The sequence below is a fragment of the Kocuria varians genome (assembly GCF_006539885.1).
Classification (GTDB): domain Bacteria; phylum Actinomycetota; class Actinomycetes; order Actinomycetales; family Micrococcaceae; genus Kocuria; species Kocuria varians.
On record NZ_BJNW01000024.1, the window covers coordinates 1 to 18,938 of the forward strand.

At 71.8% G+C, this 18,938-nt stretch carries 14 protein-coding genes; 13 read left to right on the forward strand and 1 reads right to left on the reverse strand.

What is annotated here, in order from left to right:
* The first annotated feature begins 588 nt into the window (after window positions 1–588).
* The 6 genes from KVA01_RS11315 (at window position 589) to serA (ending at window position 7,723) form a co-directional block, all read left to right on the forward strand.
* Window positions 589–1,227, forward strand: coding sequence for a YveK family protein (locus tag KVA01_RS11315; RefSeq protein ID WP_141270349.1), 639 nt, complete (start codon window positions 589–591; stop codon window positions 1,225–1,227).
* Complete coding sequence (locus KVA01_RS11320; protein WP_141270351.1) at window positions 1,224–2,555, forward strand: hypothetical protein; 1,332 nt, start codon at window positions 1,224–1,226, stop codon at window positions 2,553–2,555. The genes KVA01_RS11315 and KVA01_RS11320 overlap by 4 nt, the downstream gene beginning before the upstream one ends.
* Window positions 2,539–4,284, forward strand: coding sequence for a glycoside hydrolase family 71/99 protein (locus KVA01_RS11325; RefSeq protein ID WP_141270353.1), 1,746 nt, complete (start codon window positions 2,539–2,541; stop codon window positions 4,282–4,284). Before KVA01_RS11320 ends, KVA01_RS11325 begins: the two co-directional genes overlap by 17 nt.
* 140 nt (window positions 4,285–4,424) lie before the next feature.
* Window positions 4,425–4,964: an LbetaH domain-containing protein gene (locus KVA01_RS11330; RefSeq protein WP_068468184.1), complete on the forward strand. Its 540-nt coding sequence runs from the start codon at window positions 4,425–4,427 to the stop codon at window positions 4,962–4,964.
* A 5-nt stretch (window positions 4,965–4,969) separates the two neighbouring features.
* Window positions 4,970–6,085 carry a glycosyltransferase gene (locus tag KVA01_RS11335; protein WP_141270388.1) on the forward strand — a complete coding sequence of 372 codons (1,116 nt, stop codon included), beginning with the start codon at window positions 4,970–4,972 and terminating at the stop codon, window positions 6,083–6,085.
* Window positions 6,086–6,526: 441 nt separating this feature from the next.
* Window positions 6,527–7,723, forward strand: a complete 1,197-nt coding sequence (gene serA / locus KVA01_RS11340) for a phosphoglycerate dehydrogenase (RefSeq protein WP_068468180.1) — start codon at window positions 6,527–6,529, stop codon at window positions 7,721–7,723.
* A gap of 143 nt (window positions 7,724–7,866) precedes the next feature.
* On the opposite strand, the gene KVA01_RS11345 is transcribed toward serA, so the two are convergent.
* Window positions 7,867–8,484: a Dps family protein gene (locus KVA01_RS11345; protein ID WP_141270355.1), complete on the reverse strand. Its 618-nt coding sequence runs from the start codon at window positions 8,482–8,484 to the stop codon at window positions 7,867–7,869.
* 207 nt (window positions 8,485–8,691) lie between these two features.
* Between KVA01_RS11345 and KVA01_RS11350 the strand changes: the two genes are divergently transcribed.
* The 7 genes from KVA01_RS11350 (at window position 8,692) to KVA01_RS11380 (ending at window position 18,934) form a co-directional block, all read left to right on the forward strand.
* Window positions 8,692–10,806 carry an NADPH-dependent 2,4-dienoyl-CoA reductase gene (locus tag KVA01_RS11350; RefSeq protein ID WP_141270358.1) on the forward strand — a complete coding sequence of 705 codons (2,115 nt, stop codon included), beginning with the start codon at window positions 8,692–8,694 and terminating at the stop codon, window positions 10,804–10,806.
* Between the two features lie 288 nt (window positions 10,807–11,094).
* Window positions 11,095–11,928 (forward strand): FHA domain-containing protein, encoded by an 834-nt coding sequence (locus KVA01_RS11355; protein WP_068468174.1) that lies wholly within the window; start codon window positions 11,095–11,097, stop codon window positions 11,926–11,928.
* A gap of 1 nt (window position 11,929) precedes the next feature.
* Complete coding sequence (locus KVA01_RS11360) at window positions 11,930–12,442, forward strand: FHA domain-containing protein FhaB/FipA (protein WP_141270360.1); 513 nt, start codon at window positions 11,930–11,932, stop codon at window positions 12,440–12,442.
* A gap of 3 nt (window positions 12,443–12,445) precedes the next feature.
* Window positions 12,446–14,011 (forward strand): PP2C family protein-serine/threonine phosphatase, encoded by a 1,566-nt coding sequence (locus KVA01_RS11365; RefSeq protein WP_141270362.1) that lies wholly within the window; start codon window positions 12,446–12,448, stop codon window positions 14,009–14,011.
* On the forward strand, window positions 14,008–15,738 hold the full coding sequence (locus tag KVA01_RS11370; RefSeq protein WP_068468168.1) for an FtsW/RodA/SpoVE family cell cycle protein: 1,731 nt from the start codon (window positions 14,008–14,010) through the stop codon (window positions 15,736–15,738). The genes KVA01_RS11365 and KVA01_RS11370 overlap by 4 nt, the downstream gene beginning before the upstream one ends.
* Window positions 15,735–17,177 carry a peptidoglycan D,D-transpeptidase FtsI family protein gene (locus tag KVA01_RS11375; protein WP_068468166.1) on the forward strand — a complete coding sequence of 481 codons (1,443 nt, stop codon included), beginning with the start codon at window positions 15,735–15,737 and terminating at the stop codon, window positions 17,175–17,177. Before KVA01_RS11370 ends, KVA01_RS11375 begins: the two co-directional genes overlap by 4 nt.
* On the forward strand, window positions 17,174–18,934 hold the full coding sequence (locus KVA01_RS11380; RefSeq protein WP_141270364.1) for a protein kinase domain-containing protein: 1,761 nt from the start codon (window positions 17,174–17,176) through the stop codon (window positions 18,932–18,934). Before KVA01_RS11375 ends, KVA01_RS11380 begins: the two co-directional genes overlap by 4 nt.
* Window positions 18,935–18,938 lie beyond the last annotated feature (4 nt).

Genomic DNA, 18,938 nt, shown 5'->3' on the forward strand with positions numbered 1-18,938 from the left:
GATTGTGAAGAGCCAGTTTCCCCGGAATAACTTTGTACCCATTTAGGGGGATGAATCTTCGGTTTCTTCGGAACCTTTCCCGCGTTTCCCCCAGAAAAACGGGGGTCGCACAAATACTGCCACGCGTATCCCATGAGCACGACAACTACTCATCCCTCCCGGTGAGGGCCCCGCGACGTGCGCCGTTGCCCCGCACGCCCGCAACGGCCCGGCCGCGCGCGCCCGGCGGCGCCGTCGTACGCCCGCCGCCCGCCCCACGTGAACATGTGCGGACAGAGTCTTTGCCAAAGAAAACCCTGCGGAGAAATCCGGTTACCATGAAAACGGAGGGGCGAGCACACCACTCGCCGTCCACCGCAGCCACCCCGGCGATCCCGGGGACCCGCGCCTTTCGTGGGATATCCGGTGAGTCGACCGCTCGGCCAACGTGACGGCACCGATGGATGACGGCGCAGCTGCCGCCCCGACCAGGGGGAATCCGGCCGGGACCGGTCAGCCTCCCACACCCGTCGCAACCGCGGCCGGTGGTGAGGGGAGAGCAGCGGCGGTCGTGGCGCGGGAACGCGAACGAAGTGACGGGGGAGAGACATGAGCTCACGAGCGAAGAGCAGCATTGCAGCATTCTTGGCGGTCGTCCTGGGGATGACCGTCCTCGGGGCCGTGGTGGCCGGTGCCGCCGCCGCCCTGCGCCCGCAGACGTACACGTCCACCGCCACACTGATGGTCACCCCGCAGCGCTCGCTGCCGAGTGCGGAGGCGCAGATCGTGGCGCAGTACATCCTGGGCAACATGCCCACCTACGACAACCTGGCGACCACCTCGAGCGTGCTGCGGGCCGCGGACGGGCACGGGGTCTCCGCGGACGAGATCTCCCGCAACGTGGCGGTCGAGGTGCCGGCGGGATCGACACTGCTCAAGCTCGCCTACACGGACACGGACCGCGAACGGGGCACGGGCATCGCGGACGACCTCGCCAAGGGGCTGCAGGAGAGCATCCGCACGTTCTCGCCCAACAGCAACGGCTCCTCGCAGGTGGACGTGGCCCTCGTGCAGGAGGCCGGCACCGCCACCACCACGAACACGCCGAAGATCAGCCGCTGGGCCGCCCTCGGCGGCGGCGCGGGACTGGTCGTGGGGCTCGCGCTCGCACAGGCCGTGACCGCGCGGCGTCGTGCCCGGGGCCCGTGGGCCGCGACCCCCGCCGAGGACGGGGCAGCATCCTCGTGAGGTGGCGTGACGCCGTCACCCTGGACCGCGTCCCGGTCCTCACGCTGATCGTCTTCCTGCTGGTCAGCTGGGCCTCCACGGTCTACTACCTGGACCACGCCGTCGTCACCGCGCCCAGTCCCTTCACGGCCGTGTGGGCGGCCTACGACCGCACGGAGGCGCTGCAGCTGGTGACCTGGGCGCTGGTCGGCCTGGTGGCCGCCCTGGTCCTGCCACTGCCGGGGCGGGTCGCCCCGTGGCCCACGCTGCTCGGGACCATCGGGCGCCAGGTGCAGTCGCTGTCCGGGCTGTGGCTGCTCGTGACCTTCGGGACCATGGTCGCCCTGGTGCTCGCCAAGGGGCCCTACCTCCTGCACGCCCCGCAGTACCTGATGTTCACGGCGCCGTCCGCGATCGTCTCCGCGGCGAGCGTGGCCCAGCCCATGGCGGTGCTCGCCGCGGGCTTCCTCTCCGTGCGCCACCCCGTGCTCGCGCGCACGGCACTGGTGCTGTGGCTGGTCCTGCTGTTCGCGTGCGCCACGCGCGTGTTCGCCGGGGTCCTGGTCCTCTACATGGTCGGCCGGTTCCTCGCGGGCGGGCGGGTCTCCTGGACCACGTGGCTGATCACGGGCATCGTCACGGTGGTCCTGCTGCCCATCCCGCTGCACTGCCGGGAGCTCGACGACCACGGCCTGATCCCCTACGCCCGCGCCATGCTGCACCTCGTGGAGGACCCGTCCTTCTTCAGCAGGTCCCTGCTGACCACCGCGAGCAGCTTCGGCTTCAGCGTGCCCCTGCTCGTCTTCACGAGCCACGCGACCGGGATCACCGCCTCCGACATGCTGATCTCCCTCAACCCCGGGCCGGGCTCGCTGGTGGGGTGGAACGAGATCATGCCCCGGATGCGCGTCCACGACTTCATCCCGTACTCCGCGCTTGGCGAGTGGGCTAGCTTCGGCGGTGTGGCCCTGATGGCGTTCACCCTGGTGTGGGGGCTCGTGGTGCGCTCCTGCCTGCGCAGCGTGGGCTCCAACCCGCACCCCACCGCGGCACTGTTCCTGGCCGCCGTGCTGGGCATGTCCATGCTCACGGTGGTCATGATCACGCAGTACAACACGCGCGCCGTGAGCCGGATCATCTCCGTGATGATCGCGCTGACCGTGCTCGAACGCGTGCTGCGCCCCTGGACGGCAAGTGTGCTGGAACGCTGGCGACGACGCCGCGGAGCCGGGCGCACGCGGGTTTCGACCTCGCGGGCCGGGGCCTCACCGGCCGGGTCGGCAGGCATCACGTCAGCGCGCGCCGGCTCCCCGGCACGGAACGGAGCCGGCGATGTCCGCCCCGCGTGAGGGCAGGCCGCGTGAGGACGGGCCGACGACGACGCCGCGCGGCGTCGCCACCCGGCGCGCCTTCCTGGCGCTCGCCGGGGCCTCGGCCGTGCTGACGACCGCCGCGTGCTCGGGCGGTGGCGGCCCGCAGGCGTCCCGCTCCCCCGGCCGGGGACTGTCCGGACGCCAGGTCTGGGCGCACATGGTCCCGCAGGGGCTGCCGCTGTCCGAGTCCGGGGACATCCACTACGGCAGCGAACGCCCCCTGTCCTACGCCCCGGCGGGCACCGACTACGGCTCGCTCGTCTCGGGCCAGATCGACCAGGCCCGCGCCGCCGGTCTCACCGGCATGCAGATCCTGCTGCTGGAGGGCGTCAACCAGGGCGGGGACTTCGTCGGGGACTGGATGGCAGCGGCAGACCCCACGTGGGACGAGGGCGAGGGCTTCTCGGTGGCACCGTGCCTGCAGGTCTCCTCGCGCGGTGCCGCCGTGCGGCTGCTCGAGCAGTACGCCGCCGCGGCCGAGGGGCATCCCTCCGCGGCCCGCTCAGGGGATGCGCTGGTCGTGTGGCTCTTCAACGCCCGGTCACTGAGCCCGCAGGACTGGGCCTCGTGCCGGGGCGAGCTGCAGCGCAAGGGCACGCAGCTGTGCCTCGTGGCGGAGCTCGGGACCGCGGCGAGCCAGCACGGGGACCGCCTCGACACCTCGCTGATCGATCCCTACGGGGACTCGTTCGAGGCCGTGTGGCTGTTCGAGGACAAGGAGCCCGAGGTGCTGGACGACTTCGTGGCGTGGGCCAGGCGCCACGACACCCCGTTCGCGGGCGGCACCCTGCCGGGCTACGACCGCGAGACCACGAACGGCGGCTACACGGACGCCCGTGCCACCGAGCTGTGGCGCACCCAGCTCGAGCGCCAGGTGGGTTCCGGGGCGGCCTGGCTGACCGCCGTGACCTGGAACGACGCCGTGGAGCACACCTCCGTGGGGCCCACGGCGGACTGGGGCACCACGCGCGCAGACGTCCTGGCCCACCACTCCACGCGCTTCCGCTCGCAGGGGTTCCCCGACGACTCCGCCACCGCGTACGCCACCACCCCGCAGTACCTCGTCCAGGGGCAGCCGCTGCTCGCGGAGGGCCTGGGCATCAACCACGGCACGGAGTCCGTGACCGTGAAGGTCACGGTCACCACCGCTTCCGGCACGCAGCTCGCTGCCTCCGAGGCTAGGGAAGTCGCACCGGGGACCATGGGGGCCGCCGTGCTGGAGGGCCCCGTGGACGCCCGCGGCGGGGAGCACCTCTACGCCGTCGTCGAGCTCACGGACCGCTCCCGGCGGCGGCTCGCGCGCACCAAGAGCGCGCCCGTCGTCGTCTTCGCCGCGGACGACGCCGCCCTCCCGGACCCGCGCCGCCGCCGCTACTACTCGCTGTCCTCCGCCAGCGCCGCCGAGTTCTCGGACCTGGCCCGCGTCGAGGGCGCCGAGGGGAGCCCCGCGACACCGGACGGCCTGAAGGTCGTGGCGCGCGAGAGCCTGCGCTCGGTGGAGTTCCTGCACAACACGTGGCCCGCGGGGACCGGGCTGAACACCCGCGAGCTGAGCTACCGGGCACCGCCCGACACCCTGGTGGGCGGGCAGCGGATCGCCACCGTCCCGCAGGGCTTCACGCTCGCGCGGGTGGTCACGAACTCCGGGAAGATCGCCTACTCGCCGCCCATCCACCACGCGGCGACCGCTGACCCCGGCGGCTGAACCGCCACGGCGACCACGGACCCGCACGCCGGATCCGCACCACACGCCCACACCACTGATCCGCACCACAGATCCCGTGTCCGACCCGGCGGGGGCCGACGGACACGACAGGCACCACCACCACCACGAAGGGGAGAACCATGACAACGACGACGAGACGCCGCCTCGCGAGCTTCACCGGACGCGGCTACGACAAGGGACGCAGCACGCTGGAGTGCGCCGCGTGGGCGCTCGTGGCGGAGCCGCTGCAGCGCAGCGTGCTGTGCCCACCCAGGGTCCGCACGAAGCTCCTGCGGGCGTTCGGCGCGCAGATCGGCGAGGGCACGCTGATCCGCCACGACGTGCGGATCCACTGGCCGTGGAAGCTGAGCGTGGGTGAGAACACGTGGATCGGCGTGGGCGCCTGGCTGCTGAACCTCGAGCCCATCACGATCGGCTCGGACGTGTGCATCTCCCAGGGCGCCATGCTCTGCACGGGCAGCCACCGCGCGGACGACCCGGCCTTCGAGTTCGACAACGCCCCCATCACGGTGGCCGACGGCGCCTGGATCGCCCTGCGTGCCACCGTCCTGCGCGGGGTGACCGTGGGCGAGGGCGCCGTGGTGGGCGCCACCGCGCTCGTCACCCGTGACGTGCCCGCCGGCGAGCGCGTGCTCGCCCCGGCTGCGGCGAGGGCGTGAGCGGCATGCGCATCCTGCAGATCGTCGCGCTCGTCTCCGGCACGAACGCCTACGGCGGCCCCACCACCGTCGCCTTCAACCAGTGCCGCGCGCTCGCGGCGGCCGGGCACGACGTCGTCCTCGCCGCCACGGGCTCGGACCTCGGCACCCCGCTGCCCACCGAGCGCGACGGCGTGCGCACCCGCCTGTTCCCGCCGCACTACGTGCTGCCGGGCGCCGGGTTCGCGGGCCTGACCTCGCCGGCCATGCTCGCGTGGGTGCGCCGCGTGGCCCGCAGCGTGGACGTGGTGCACGTGCACACGGCCCGTGACCTGCTCACGCTGCCCTCCGCGTGGCTCGCGGAGCTCTCCGGCACGCGCGTGGTGCTGCAGACCCACGGCATGATCGACCCCTCGGACAACCCACTCGCCGGGCCGCTGGACGCCGTGCTCACGCGGCGCGTGCTGCGGGACGCCCACCGCGTCTTCTACCTCACCCCGCGCGAGGAGGACGAGGTCGCGGAGGTGGCCCGCGGGCCCGTCAACCTCATGGAGCTGCACAACGGCATGCCCGTGAGCCCCGAGCCCCGCACGCCCCGCGACGACGACGCCTGCCGGGTGCTCTTCCTCGCGCGCCTGCAGGAGCGCAAGCGCCCGCTCGCGTTCGTGGCCGCGGCCCGCGCGCTCGCGCAGCGCTTCCCGAACGCCACGTTCACCCTCGTGGGCCCGGACGAGGGCCAGGGGGACGCCGTGCGCCGCGCCATCGAGGAGTCCGGGCTGGGTGGTCGTCTCGTGTGGGCCGGCGCGGTGGACTCCGCCGGGGCCGCGCGCTGGATGAACGACTCCGACCTCTACGTGCTGCCCTCCGTGGACGAGCCGTACCCGATGTCCGTGCTGGAGGCCATGTCCACCGGCCTGCCCGTGGTCGTCACCGACACGTGCGGTCTGGCGGCAACCGTGGGCCGAACGGGCTCCGGGGTGGTCGTGGACGACTCCCAGCAGGCCCTGGAGGACGCCCTGGCGGAGCTGCTGGCGAAGCCTGACCTGCGGCGACGCACGGGTGAGGCCGCCCGCGAGACGATCGCCCGGGAGTACGGAATGGACGCGGTGGTGGAGCGTCTGCTCGAGGCGTACCGGGGCTGAGGGCCCCGGGGTCCATCGCGCCGGAAACCATCCGCCCTCCGGCCGGGGGACACGCGACTGGCCGAACGGCCAGTCGGGAATGGCCGATGGTCCAGTCCAGGTCTGGCCGTTCGGCAGTACCGCGGGGAGGTGCGCCGTTCGTAAGTTGTTACCACCGGGTTCGAGGACGCGACGAGCGTCCGGGGGCGCACCCGCGCTCCACCCCGGCACACATGGAAGAACGACTGGAGAAGGACGTACACCGTGGACATCTTCAACTCCATCATCCAGTCCCTGGGCAGCGTTGCCGAGATCGTGCTCGAGTTCCTCAAGGCCTTCGGCGTCACCGGCTGAGCACACTCTTCCGAACTCCTCCGCGCCGCGGCGTCGTCCCCTGTCCGGCGGAGTGCGCACGGCCGTCACACCGCCGTGACCGCGCGGCCCACCCCTTACGATGAACGGGTGAAGGCCTTACTGCTCGAGAACATTCATCCGGACGCCGTCGACGCCCTGCGCAGCCGCGGTTTCGAGGTCGAGACCCGCAAGGGCGCCATGGATCCCCAGGAGCTGCTCACGGCCCTGCAGGGCGTGGACCTGCTCGGCATCCGCTCCAAGACCCACGTGACCCGCGAGGTGCTCGAGGCCCACCCGCAGCTGCAGGCCGTGGGAGCGTTCTGCATCGGGACCAACCAGATCGACCTCACCGCCGCCACGGACACCGCCACCGCCGTGTTCAACGCGCCCTTCTCCAACACCCGCTCCGTGGTGGAGCTCGCGCTCGGGGAGATCATCGCCCTGGCCCGCCACCTCACGGACAAGAACACCGCCATGCACCAGGGCGTGTGGGACAAGTCCGCCAAGGGCTCCCACGAGGTCCGCGGCCGCACGCTCGGCATCGTGGGCTACGGCAACATCGGCAAGCAGCTCTCCGTGGTGGCCGAGGCGTTCGGCATGGACATCTACTACTACGACATCGTGGACCGCCTGGCCATGGGCAACGCCACCAAGTGCGATTCCCTGGAGCAGCTGCTCGCCCGGGTGGAGACAGTGTCCCTGCACGTGGACGGGCGCGAGTCCAACACCAAGATGTTCGGCCGCGAGCAGTTCCGCCAGATGCAGCCCCGCTCCATCTTCCTCAACCTCTCCCGCGGTCACGTGGTGGACCTGGAGGCGCTGCGCGAGGCCCTGGTCTCCGGTCACCTGGCCGGGGCCGGGCTGGACGTCTACCCCTCCGAGCCCAAGGCCGCCGGGGAGCCCTTCACCTCGGACCTGCAGGGACTGCCCAACGTGATCCTCACCCCGCACGTGGGCGGTTCCACGGCGGAGGCCCAGGAGAACATCGGCGACTTCGTCTCCGGCAAGCTCGTGGACTACTGCCGCTACGGCACCACGAGCCTGTCCGTGAACTTCCCGGAGGTGCAGCTGGACCCCGTCATCCACGGCACCCGCCTGCTGCACATCCACAGCAACGTCCCCGGCGTGCTGGCCCGCGTGAACTCCACCCTGGGCGAGCACGGCATCAACGTGGACCGTCAGCAGCTCGTGACCAAGGGCCAGATGGGCTACATGGTCACCGACTGCGCCAACGGTGTGACCGACGAGGTCGTGGCCGCCATCGAGGCCCTGCCCGAGACCATCCGGGTGGCCACGGTCTCCTGACCGGGCCCCACCACGGGAGAACCCCCGGGAACCACCGCTGCGCGCGGGGTTCCCGGGGGTTCTTCGTGTCCCGGTTTCTTCGCCCCCGGGACCCTGTCCGGCCCGGGGCTGCGTGAAGCCCCGGGACTGAGTCGAGCTCGGGCCTACTTGGAGCTCTTGGCCTTCGCGGACGCCGACTTCTTGGCCTTGCCGTTCTTGGCGGACTTCGCCGCCTTGGCCGCGGCCTTCTCCGTGCGGGCGGAGCTGTTCTGCAGCACGCCGGAGTCGTTCTCGATGTGCGAGCGCATGAACCACTGGAACAGTTCCAGACCGCGCACCTGGGCGATCAGCATGTCCTCGGTGATGGGGTCCACATCGCTGACCTCGGCGAGCGCGGCGCGGTGGTCCTGGATGACGCCGTCGTAGACGAGGTCGAGGGCCGCGAGGTGCTCCACGCCGGAGGCGCGCATGACGTCGTAGTCGTCCCACGTGCGCTCGGCCACGATGGTGCCGGGCAGGCCGTTGGGCGAGACGCCCATGGTGGCCATGCGCTCGGCGACTTCGTCCACGTAGCCGCGGACCTCCTCGATCTGGGGGTCGAGCATCTCGTGGACCGAGATGAAGTTGGGCCCCACCACGTTCCAGTGGGCGTGCTTGAGGGTGAGCTGCAGGTCGTTGAGCGCATTCAGGCGCTGCTGCAGGATGTCAGCCACCGCGTGGCCCTGCTCGGTGGTGAGACCGGGCACCGTGTAGGTGGCGTTCTTGCTGGACTTCTTGGCCATGACAACCTCCTCCGCAGGGGGCGGGGCGCCCGGTCGGGACGCCTGCCGAACCCCTTATTTTGATGTATTCATAATAACACCGAGGGCCCGCGCATGCCAGGCACACGGACACGGAAGGCCTCCCGGTGGGGCCGCCCCGCGGATCGGATTGGTGATCCAGCTCACGAGCCCTAGGGTGGAGGAAATACCTGAGACTTGGAGTATCGGATGAGTTCCTACCCCCATCTGCTGGCGCCCCTGCGCGTGGGCTCCGTGACCCTGCCGCACCGCGTGATCATGGGCTCCATGCACACCGGCCTGGAGGAGACCCCCGGCGGTGAGCACGAGCTCGCGCGCTTCTACGTGGAGCGCGTTCGCGGCGGGGCGGGGCTGATCGTCACCGGCGGCATCTCCCCCAACCCGGAGGGCGCCGCGCGCGAGGACGGCGCCCACCTCAGCCAGGAGGACCAGCTGCCCCCGCACCGCACCGTCACGGACGCCGTGCACGCGGAGGGTGGGCTGATCGCACTGCAGCTGATGCACAGCGGCCGGTACGCGATGCACGCGGACGCCGTCGCGCCGTCGCCCCTGCGGGCCCCCATCAACCGGGTGACGCCGCGCGAGCTGGGCACCGAGGAGGTCGAGCGCACGGTCGAGGACTTCGCGCACGCCGCGGCCCTCGCGCAGCGGGCCGGCTACGACGGCGTGGAGATCATGGGCTCCGAGGGCTACCTGATCAACGAGTTCCTGGTGGCGCACACGAACCACCGCACGGACCGCTACGGGGGGTCCGACGCCGCCCGCCGCCGCTTCGCCGTGGAGATCGTGCGGCGCGTGCGCGAGGCCACGGGTCCGGACTTCCTGGTCATGTACCGGCTCTCCGCGCTCGACCTCGTCCCTGACGCCCAGGAGTTCGAGCAGGTGCTCGCCCTGGGCCGCGAGGTGGAGCAGGCGGGGGCGTCCATCATCAACACGGGGATCGGCTGGCACGAGGCGCGCATCCCCACGATCGCCACCAGCGTGCCGCCCGCCGGGTTCACGTGGGTGAGCCGTGCCCTGCGGGAGAACCTGAGCGTGCTGGTCGCCGCGGTGAACCGGATGAACACCCCGGAGATCGGGGAGGCCGTGATCGCCCGCGGGGACGCGGACCTCGTGTGCATGGCCCGCCCGTTCCTCGCGGACCCCGCGTTCGTCGAGAAGGCCCGGCGGGAGCGCCCCGCGGAGATCAACACGTGCATCGCGTGCAACCAGGCGTGCCTGGACCACACCTTCTCCGGGCAGCGGATGTCCTGCCTGGTCAACCCACGGGCCATGCGCGAGGACGAGCTGGTCCTGGGCCCCACCCGCACCGCCGAGCGGATCGCGGTGGTGGGCGCGGGACCCGCCGGCATGGCCTTCGCGGAGGCCGCCGCCGTCCGCGGCCACCGCGTGACCGTCTTCGAGGAGCAGGACGAGATCGGCGGCCAGTTCCAGCTCGCCCGGCGGATCCCGGGCAAGGCGGACTACGGCCACACGATCCGCTACTTCCGCACGCGTCTGGCGGAGCTGGGCGTCACCGTGCGCACGGGGCACACGGCCACGACCGAGGACCTCGCCGACGCGGACCGGGTGGTGCTGGCCACCGGCGTGACGCCGCGCATCCCCGGGATTGCCGGGGAGGACGGCCCCACCGTGCTGGGCTACAAGGACGTCCTGGAGGGCGCGCCGGTGGGCCGGCGGGTCGCGGTGATCGGCGGCGGCGGCATCGGATTCGACGTCGCCCACTTCCTCACGCACGACCCCAACGCCGACTTCTACCGCGAGTGGGGCGTGGACCGCACGCTCGAGGCCCCGGGCGGGCTGCTGCGCCCGGAGCCGACCGCGCCCCTGCGCAGCGTCACGGTGCTGCAGCGCAGCGCGGGCAAGCCCGGCGCGCGGCTCGGGACCACCACCGGATGGATCCACCGCGCGGAGCTGCGCATGGCGGACGTGGACTTCGTGACCGGGGTGGAGTACCTGCGGATCGACGAGCGCGGCGTGCACGTGCTGGTCCCGGACCCCGGGCTCGTCGAGGAGAACGCCGGGGTCTCCGCCCCCGCGCAGCACCACGGCGCACGGGCCGGGCACGACGACGCCGCCCGCGGCGCCGCCACGGCCGTGGACACCGCGCCGGGGAAGGCCGAGTTGCTCGTGCCCGCGGACACCGTGGTGCTGTGCGCGGGGCAGGAGTCCCGTGCGGAGCTCGCGGAGCAGCTCACGGGCGAGCGCCCGGTGCACGTGATCGGCGGCGCCCACGTGGCCTCCGAGCTGGACGCCAAGCGGGCCATCCGCGAGGCCGTGGAGCTCGCGGCGTCGCTGCCCTGACCTCCGCGTGCCGGGATCGCCCCCGGCCGCCGGACCCCGCCGGGTGGCGACCTGCCGGCTGCGGGCCGCCACCCGCCGGGGCAGCCTTCGCGCCGCAGCCCGCACCCCGGCGTGGCGGCCCGGGATCGCCGCAACGGCAGGGGATGATCACCGCACCCGGCACGCACTGTCATCGCCCGCACAGCGTGTACGGCTACTATTTCTCAAGACCTCTGAGCACCGCACGAGACACCGCCCCCGCGGTGGCACCGAACGTACCGCCGCTGGCTGGCCGAGAAAGGAGGCGGGATGGGTTTCTGGACCGGACTGGAGAACGGGATCGAGAAAGTGGTCCGCACCGCCTTCACGGCCGGCTCGCGCAAACGGGTCGAGGCCGTGGAGATCGCGAGCGCACTGCGCCGTGAGCTGGACCAGGAGTCCTTCACGGTCAGCGGCGGGCGCACCATGGCCCCCAACGTCTTCACCGTCGAGTTCTCGGACGACGACTTCCCCCGCGCCCAGGAGTGGGGCGTGCAGCTCGCCGAGGAGCTGTGCGACGTCGTGATCCGCCACGCACGCTCGCAGGCTTACACGCTGCAGGGCGCGGTGCGGGTGAGCTTCACGCGCGAGTCCGGGCTGGAGGCCGGGGACTTCGCCATCGTCTCCTCGTTCGAGCGCACGAGTGCACCCCAGGCCCCCGCCAACGCCGGGACCTCCGCGCGCGCACCGCAGCCCCCGGCTCCCGCTCCGCACGCACCGGCGCGCACCACGCGGGACGGCCGCACCGTCTCCCCCGCGGAGGACTTCTCGGGGGGCGCCCCCGGGACCGCCGCCCCAGCGCTGCGCCAGGTGCCGGTGATCGAGGTGGGCTCCGAGCGCTTCTCCCTCAACGCGGACGCCGTGAGCGTGGGACGCTCCTCCCAGGCGGACATCACCGTGGAGGACACGGGAGTCTCCCGCAAGCACCTCGAGATCCGGCGGCAGGGGCAGAACTTCCTGGCCGTGGACCTCGGGTCCACCAACGGCTCCTACGTGGACGGCCGGAAGATCCAGGGACGGGCCCAGCTCGTGGACGGTTCCGTGATCACCATGGGACGCACCAGGCTGGTCTTCCGGCTGCTGGTGCCGAAGGAGGGGCGCTGACGTGTCCGAACTGACCGTGACCCTGCTGCGCTTCGGCTTCCTGGCGCTGCTGTGGCTCTTCATCGCCGCCGTCGTCTTCTCCCAGGCCCGTGACCTGACCGTGAGCGGCAAGCCGCGCGCCGCGAAGGCCCGCACCGCCGCACCGGCACGGCAGGAGCGCCGTGCGCCGGAGCCCGCCGCGGCTGCGCGCACCCCGGCGCCCACCACCGGTGGCACCCGGCACCGCCCCCAGCAGCTCGTCGTCCTCGAGGGCCCGCTCGCGGGCAGCAGCTACCAGCTCGGCTCCGCGCCGGTGATGCTCGGCCGCTCCCCGGAGGTCACCGTGCCGCTGGAGGACGACTACGCCTCCGGCCGCCACGCACGCCTCTTCCCCCAGGGTTCGCGCTGGTTCCTCGAGGACCTCGGCTCCACCAACGGCACGTACCTGCGCGAGCAGAAGCTCTCCCGCGCCGCCGCCGTGGACCCCGGCGTGCCGTTCCGCGTGGGCCGCACCGTGATGGAACTGAGGCCGTAGCCCATGCCCATCGCCTTCCGCTACGCCGCACGCTCGGACGTCGGCCGCATCCGCTCCAAGAACGACGACTCCGCCTACGCCGGGCGCTACCTGGCCGTCGTCGCGGACGGCATGGGCGGACACGTGGGCGGGGACGTCGCCTCCGCCTCCGCGGTCATCGATCTCACGCACCTGGACCACGCGGAGCACGGTGGCGAGGGCGCCACGGTGCTCGCGGACGAGATCCAGAACGCGAACCAGAACCTCGCCAAGCTCGTGCAGTCCAACCCGCGCCTCGGAGGCATGGGCACCACGGTGACCTCCCTGCTGATCGACGGGGACGAACTGTCCGTGGCCCACATCGGCGACTCCCGTGCGTACCGGCTCTCCGAGGCCGAGGGCTTCGAGCAGGTCACCACGGACCACACGTTCGTGCAGCGGCTGATCGACGAGGGCAGGCTGCGGCCGGAGGAGGCCGAGACCCACCCCCACAAGAACGTGCTGATGCGTGTCCTGGGTGACGTGGACGCCTCCCCCGAGCTCGAGGTCCGCACCGTCCGCCCCGCCGTGGGCGAGCGCTGGCTGCTGTGCTCGGACGGCCTGAACGCCGTGGTGAACGCGCAGACCATCGAGAACGTGATGCGCTCCACCGGGGACCTGAACCAGATCGTGAACTCCCTGGTGGAGCTCACCCTGGACCGCGGCGCCCCGGACAACGTGACCGTGGTGGCGCTGCAGGTGGACGAGATCCCCGGCGGCCGCGAGGCGCACCCCATGACCGGCGAGACCCAGGGCGAGGTGCCGGACGCGTCCCGCACCTCGGACGAGCGGCTCGCCAGCGAGACCGTCGAGGAGTGGGACGGACCCATGGACTCCCCCGTGGCGGGCGGCGGACGCGACTACCGCGAGCCGGACCGCGACGCCCCGGACGGGCAGTCCTCCGCCTCCGTGCTGCGCGAGGACCTCGCCGAGCGCCCCCACCTGCTCGTGGGCGCCGCGGCCAGCGCGACCCAGACGGGCCGGATCCCCACCGTCTCCGACTCCGCCATCCAGCGCCGCGCGACCATGCTCTCCACGTCCACCCTGGACGTCACACCGGACCCCGCCGAGGTGCGCAGCCTGCTGCGCCGCAAGGGCGAGGACCCCTCCCGGGGCTCCGCGCGGCGTCGTGCCCTGTGGTCCGTGATCGCCGTGGTCGTGGCCCTCGCGCTGCTGCTCGGCGGCTGGGGCGCCCGGGCGTGGACCTCCTCCCAGTTCTACGTGGGCGAGGACCAGGGGAAGGTCGCCGTGTACCGGGGGGTCTCCCAGTCCCTCGGGCCCATCTCCCTGAGCGAGCTGGACTCCACCACGGACGTCACCGTGGACTCCCTCTCCGAGTACGCGCAGCAGCGCGTGCAGGCCACCATCCCCGCCGGCAGCCGCGAGGAGGCCGAGAAGATCGTGGCGGAGCTGAAGACGTCGAGCGGGCCCGGCCCGCACCCCACCGGCCGCGTGACCGTCACGACCCCGGACCCCTCCGCGAGCACCTCGCGCACGCCCTCCCCCACCTCCGGGGGCTCCTCGTCCGCGACGGCGGGTGAGAACTCGTGAGCTCCCCCGCGACCACCGCCCCCGCGCAGGACGCGCGCCCCGCCGTGCGGCCCAGGCCCCGGCGGATCATCGAGCTGTTCCTGCTGGTGCTGGCCGTGGGCATCGGAGTGGGCGCCACCGTCATGGTGGACCCGGACCGGCTGCGCACGGACCCCGGCTTCATCGTGCTCAGCGGTGCGGTGCTCGGCGGCGGAGCGCTGCTGGTGCACGTGGTGCTGTGGATCCGCGCGCGCTACGCGGACCCGTACCTGCTGCCCCTCGCCGTGATGCTCAACGGCCTGGGCCTGGCGATGATCCACCGCATCGACCTCTCCACCGGACAGAGTGCCGCGAACACGCAGGTGGTGTGGACCGCGGTGGCCATGGTGGTGTGCTGCGCGGTGCTGTGGCTGCTCAAGGACCACCGCCGGCTGCGCAACGTCACCTACATCATGCTGCTGCTCTCGGCGCTGCTGCTCGTGCTGCCCATGGTCCCGGGGCTGGGCGTGGAGATCAACGGCGCCCGGCTGTGGATCTCCATTGCCGGCCGCACGTTCCAGCCCGGTGAGATCGCCAAGATCACGCTCGCGATCTTCTTCGCGGGCTACCTCTCCACCAACCGGGACCTGATCCTGCTCGCGGGCCGCAAGATCGGCCCCGTGCGGCTGCCCCGCTTCCGGGACATCGCCCCCATGCTCGCAGCCTGGCTGATCGCCATCGGCGTGCTCGTGCTGCAGAAGGACATGGGCACCGCCATCATGTTCTTCGGCCTCTTCCTGGCCATGATCTACCTGGCCACCGGTCGCCTGGGCTGGATCGTGCTGGGCGTGGTGCTGATGGCCGTGGGCGGGTTCGCCGCGAGCCGTGTCTTCTCCCACGTGAGCCTGCGCCTGGACGCGTGGCTCTCCGCGTTCGACCCCGAGGTCTACAACCGCTCCCCGGGCGGTTCCGCGCAGATCGTGCAGGGCCTCTTCGGCCTCGCCTCCGGCGGGCTCTTCGGCCGTGGACTCGGACAGGGCCGCCCGGACCTGGTGTCGTACTCCAACTCGGACATGATCATCACGGCCCTCGGGGAGGAGCTCGGGCTGATCGGCCTGGGCGCGATCCTGGTGATGTTCCTGCTCTTCGCCTCGCGTGGCCTGCGCGCGGCCCTGGGCACGCGAGACGCCTTCGGCAAGCTGCTGGCCGCCGGGCTCTCCGCGCTGATGGTGCTGCAGCTGCTGGTCGTGATCGGCGGTGTGACCCGGCTGCTGCCGCTGACCGGCCTGACCACTCCGTTCATGTCCGCCGGCGGCTCGTCGCTGCTGTCGAACTGGATCATCGTGGCCATCCTGCTCGCCATTTCCCACAGTGCGCGCCGGCCCGTGGTCACGGGCCCCGCCACGGAGGAGGACCTCGCGTCCATCGAACGGCGACGCCGCACGCGCGAACAGCAGCGCGACGTCGCCGGCCCCGCCGCGCGGGACTCCGGCGCCTCCGGCGCAGAGCCGCCCACCGAGCCCACGCGCTCGGCCGCGCTCAGCTCCTCGACGGGTGCACCCGCGCACGACGAGGACCCTGCCGCGGACGCCGGCTCCGCCACGGAGGTCATGTCCCGGCTGAGCAGCCGCACGGCCGACTCCGGGGCCACTCCGGCCGGTCGGCGCCGCAGCGCTGACCGGGAGGAACCCGGTGGCCGGGCGACGAGCACGCACACGAGCACCGCACCGGACGGTGCCGAGGACGAACAGGAAGGGGGGACCGCGTGAACAAGGCGATTCGCAGGATGTGGCTCATGGTTGCAGCCATCGTCGTGGTGCTGCTGCTCGCCCTGACCTACGTGCAGTTCTTCGCGGCGGACTCCCTCAAGGCCAACCCCTGGAACAACCGCACGCTGTACGAGCAGTTCGGCCAGGACCGCGGGCCCATCCTGGTGGGCGGCAAGGAGATCGCGACCTCCGTGGCCTCCAACGACGACTTCGAGCACCAGCGCGTCTACACGGACTCCCCGATGTACTCGGGCCTCACCGGCTACTTCTCGCTCGTCTACGGTGCCACGGGCCTCGAGTCCACCCTGGGGGACGAGCTCTCCGGCGCCTCGGACGACCAGTTCTACGACCGCGTGATGTCCCTGTTCTCCGGGGACCAGCCCAAGGGCGCGTCCGTGGAGCTGACCATCGACCCGGACCTGCAGAAGATCGCCTACAACGCCCTCGAGGGCCACAACGGCTCCATCGTGGCGGTGGATCCCAAGACCGGCGAGATCAAGGCCATGGTCACCCGCAAGAGCTACGACGCGAACTCGTTGTCCTCGCACAACACGGACAAGGTCGTGGCCGCCTGGCACCAGCTCAACGCGGACCCTGACAAGCCCCTCGTCAACCGCGCGATCGGCGGGGACCTCTACTCCCCCGGCTCCACGTTCAAGCTCATCGACACCGTCGCGGCGCTGGAGTCCGGGAAGTACACCACCGACTCCACGCTCCAGAACCCCTCCGAGCTGCCCCTCCCGGACACCACCGTCACGCTGCCGAACTACCGGCAGGGCGGCTGCGCGGCCCGCACCCAGGTGAACCTGCAGTTCGCCCTGGAGCAGTCCTGCAACACCCCGTTCGCGCAGATCGCGATGGACCTGGGCCAGGACAAGATCCGCAAGACCGCCGAGAACTTCGGCTACGGCCAGGACCTGGACATCCCCCTGAAGGTCACCCCCTCGGTCTTCCCGCGGGACATGAACCAGGCGCAGCTCGCGCTGTCATCGATCGGGCAGTACGACGTCCGCACCACTCCCCTGCAGGTCGCCATGACCTCCGCGGCAATCGCCAACGGCGGCGTGATGATGAAGCCCAGCCTGGTCAAGACCGTCCGCTCCTCCGACCTCTCCGTGATCGACGAGTTCAAGTCGGAGCAGCTGCGCCGCTCCACCGACACCGAGACCGCCCAGACCGTGACCAGCCTGATGACCTCGGTGGTCGACAACGGCATCGCGTCCGGCGCCAAGATCGACGGCGTCCAGGTCGCGGGCAAGACCGGTACGGCGGAGATCGGCAAGGACGGATTGAACGATTCGTGGTTCACTGGATTCGCACCCGCCGACGACCCCCAGTTGGCGGTGTCCGTGGTGGTCGAGGACGTGGACGTCACCACGGGATCGTCCCTGACCAGCCCCAGCGCACGGCAACTCTTCGAGGCGGTGTTGAACAAGTGAGACCATCGTCGAACACCATTCTGGGCGGTCGCTACGCGCTCACGGAACGTATTGCCATCGGCGGCATGGGCGAGGTGTGGAAGGCCAAGGACCAGGTCCTGGGCCGCATCGTCGCGGTGAAGATCCTCAAGGACGAGTACAACGGGGACCCCACGTTCCTCCAGCGTTTCCGCGCCGAGGCACGCCACACCGCGCTGCTGAACCACCCCGGCGTCGCCAACGTCTTCGACTACGGCGAGGACGAGGGCTCGGCCTTCCTGGTCATGGAGCTGGTTCCCGGCGAGCCGCTGTCCAACATCAGCGACCGGCAGAAGACGCTGGACTCGGACACCGTCCTGAACTACATCGGGCAGACGGCGCGTGCGCTGGCGGCCGCCCACGCCCAGGGGCTCGTGCACCGCGACGTCAAGCCCGGCAACCTGATCATCACCCCGGACAACCGGGTCAAGGTCACGGACTTCGGCATCGCGCGGCTCGCGGACCAGGTGCCGCTCACCGCCACCGGGCAGGTCATGGGCACCGCCCAGTACCTCGCGCCGGAACAGGCCACGGGGCAGACCGCCACCGGCTCCTCGGACATCTACTCGCTGGGCATCATCGGCTACGAGCTGCTCGCGGGACGCCGGCCCTTCACCGGCGAGTCGCAGATCGCGATTGCGCTCGCCCAGGTCAACGACAACCCGCCCCCGCTGCCGGACTCCGTGCCGGAGCCGGTGCGCGCGCTCATCATGTCGATGCTCGCGAAGGACCCGGAGGACCGACCGGAGAACGCCGGCAAGCTCGCTAACGCCGTGGACGCGCTGCGCCGCGGGGACGTGAAGTCCGCCGTGGCCATGGTGCCCGACATGGCACCGTGGCTCTCGGAGAAGTACTCGGACGACGACCAGCCCACGGAGGCGATCGCCCCCGTGACGGGTCCGCGCACGCGCGCCATGGACGGCACCGCGGCTCCCACGATCGGCACCGGCTCGGCCGCCGCGGCGGACCGTCCGGATCCGAAGTACGGCGCACACCCCTCCACCGCGCAGCTCGACGCCGTGGACCGCAGCTCCTCCCGCCCGGCGGAGAAGCCCGGGAAGCGCTCTGTCTGGGCGTGGCTGCTCCCACTGCTGGTCCTGATCGTGCTGCTGGCCGGGGTGGGCATCTGGTTCGTCACGAGCCAGGACTCCTCGGACTCCCCCGCGCCCGGCACCGTGACGTCCTCCACCGTGAGCCCCACGAACGCGGAGACCGTCACGCTGCCCAAGGACATCGTGGGCCGGGACGCCCAGACCGTCTCGGACGAGATCGTCGCGCTCGGTGTGAACGTGGACAAGCGCCTGCAGCAGGGCACGGGCAAGGCCGAGAACACCGTGGTCTCCTCCGACCCCGCGGGCGGCTCGCACGTGGAGGTCGGCTCCACCGTGGTGCTCTACGTCGCGTGGACGCCCAGCAGCTCGAACACCCAGAACCCGGGCGCAGGCAACGGCGCCAACGAGACCGCCCAGCCCACGGCCCCCGCGGGTGGCGGGCAGAGCGTGCAGCCCACCCTCCCGGCGGGCGAGGGCGGTGCCGGCAACGGTGGCGCGACCAACGGCGCGACCAACGGCGCGACCAACGGCGCGGCTGATCACGCCGACGGCACCTCCGACGCCCAGGCCCAGGACTCCGGCGCGACCACCGGCGGCGACGCCGCGGGTCAAGGCACCCAGCAGGGTGGCGACGCCGTGGCGGCCCCCGGTGCCTCGGGCGGTTCGGGCGCCGGCACGGACGGGTAGTCGG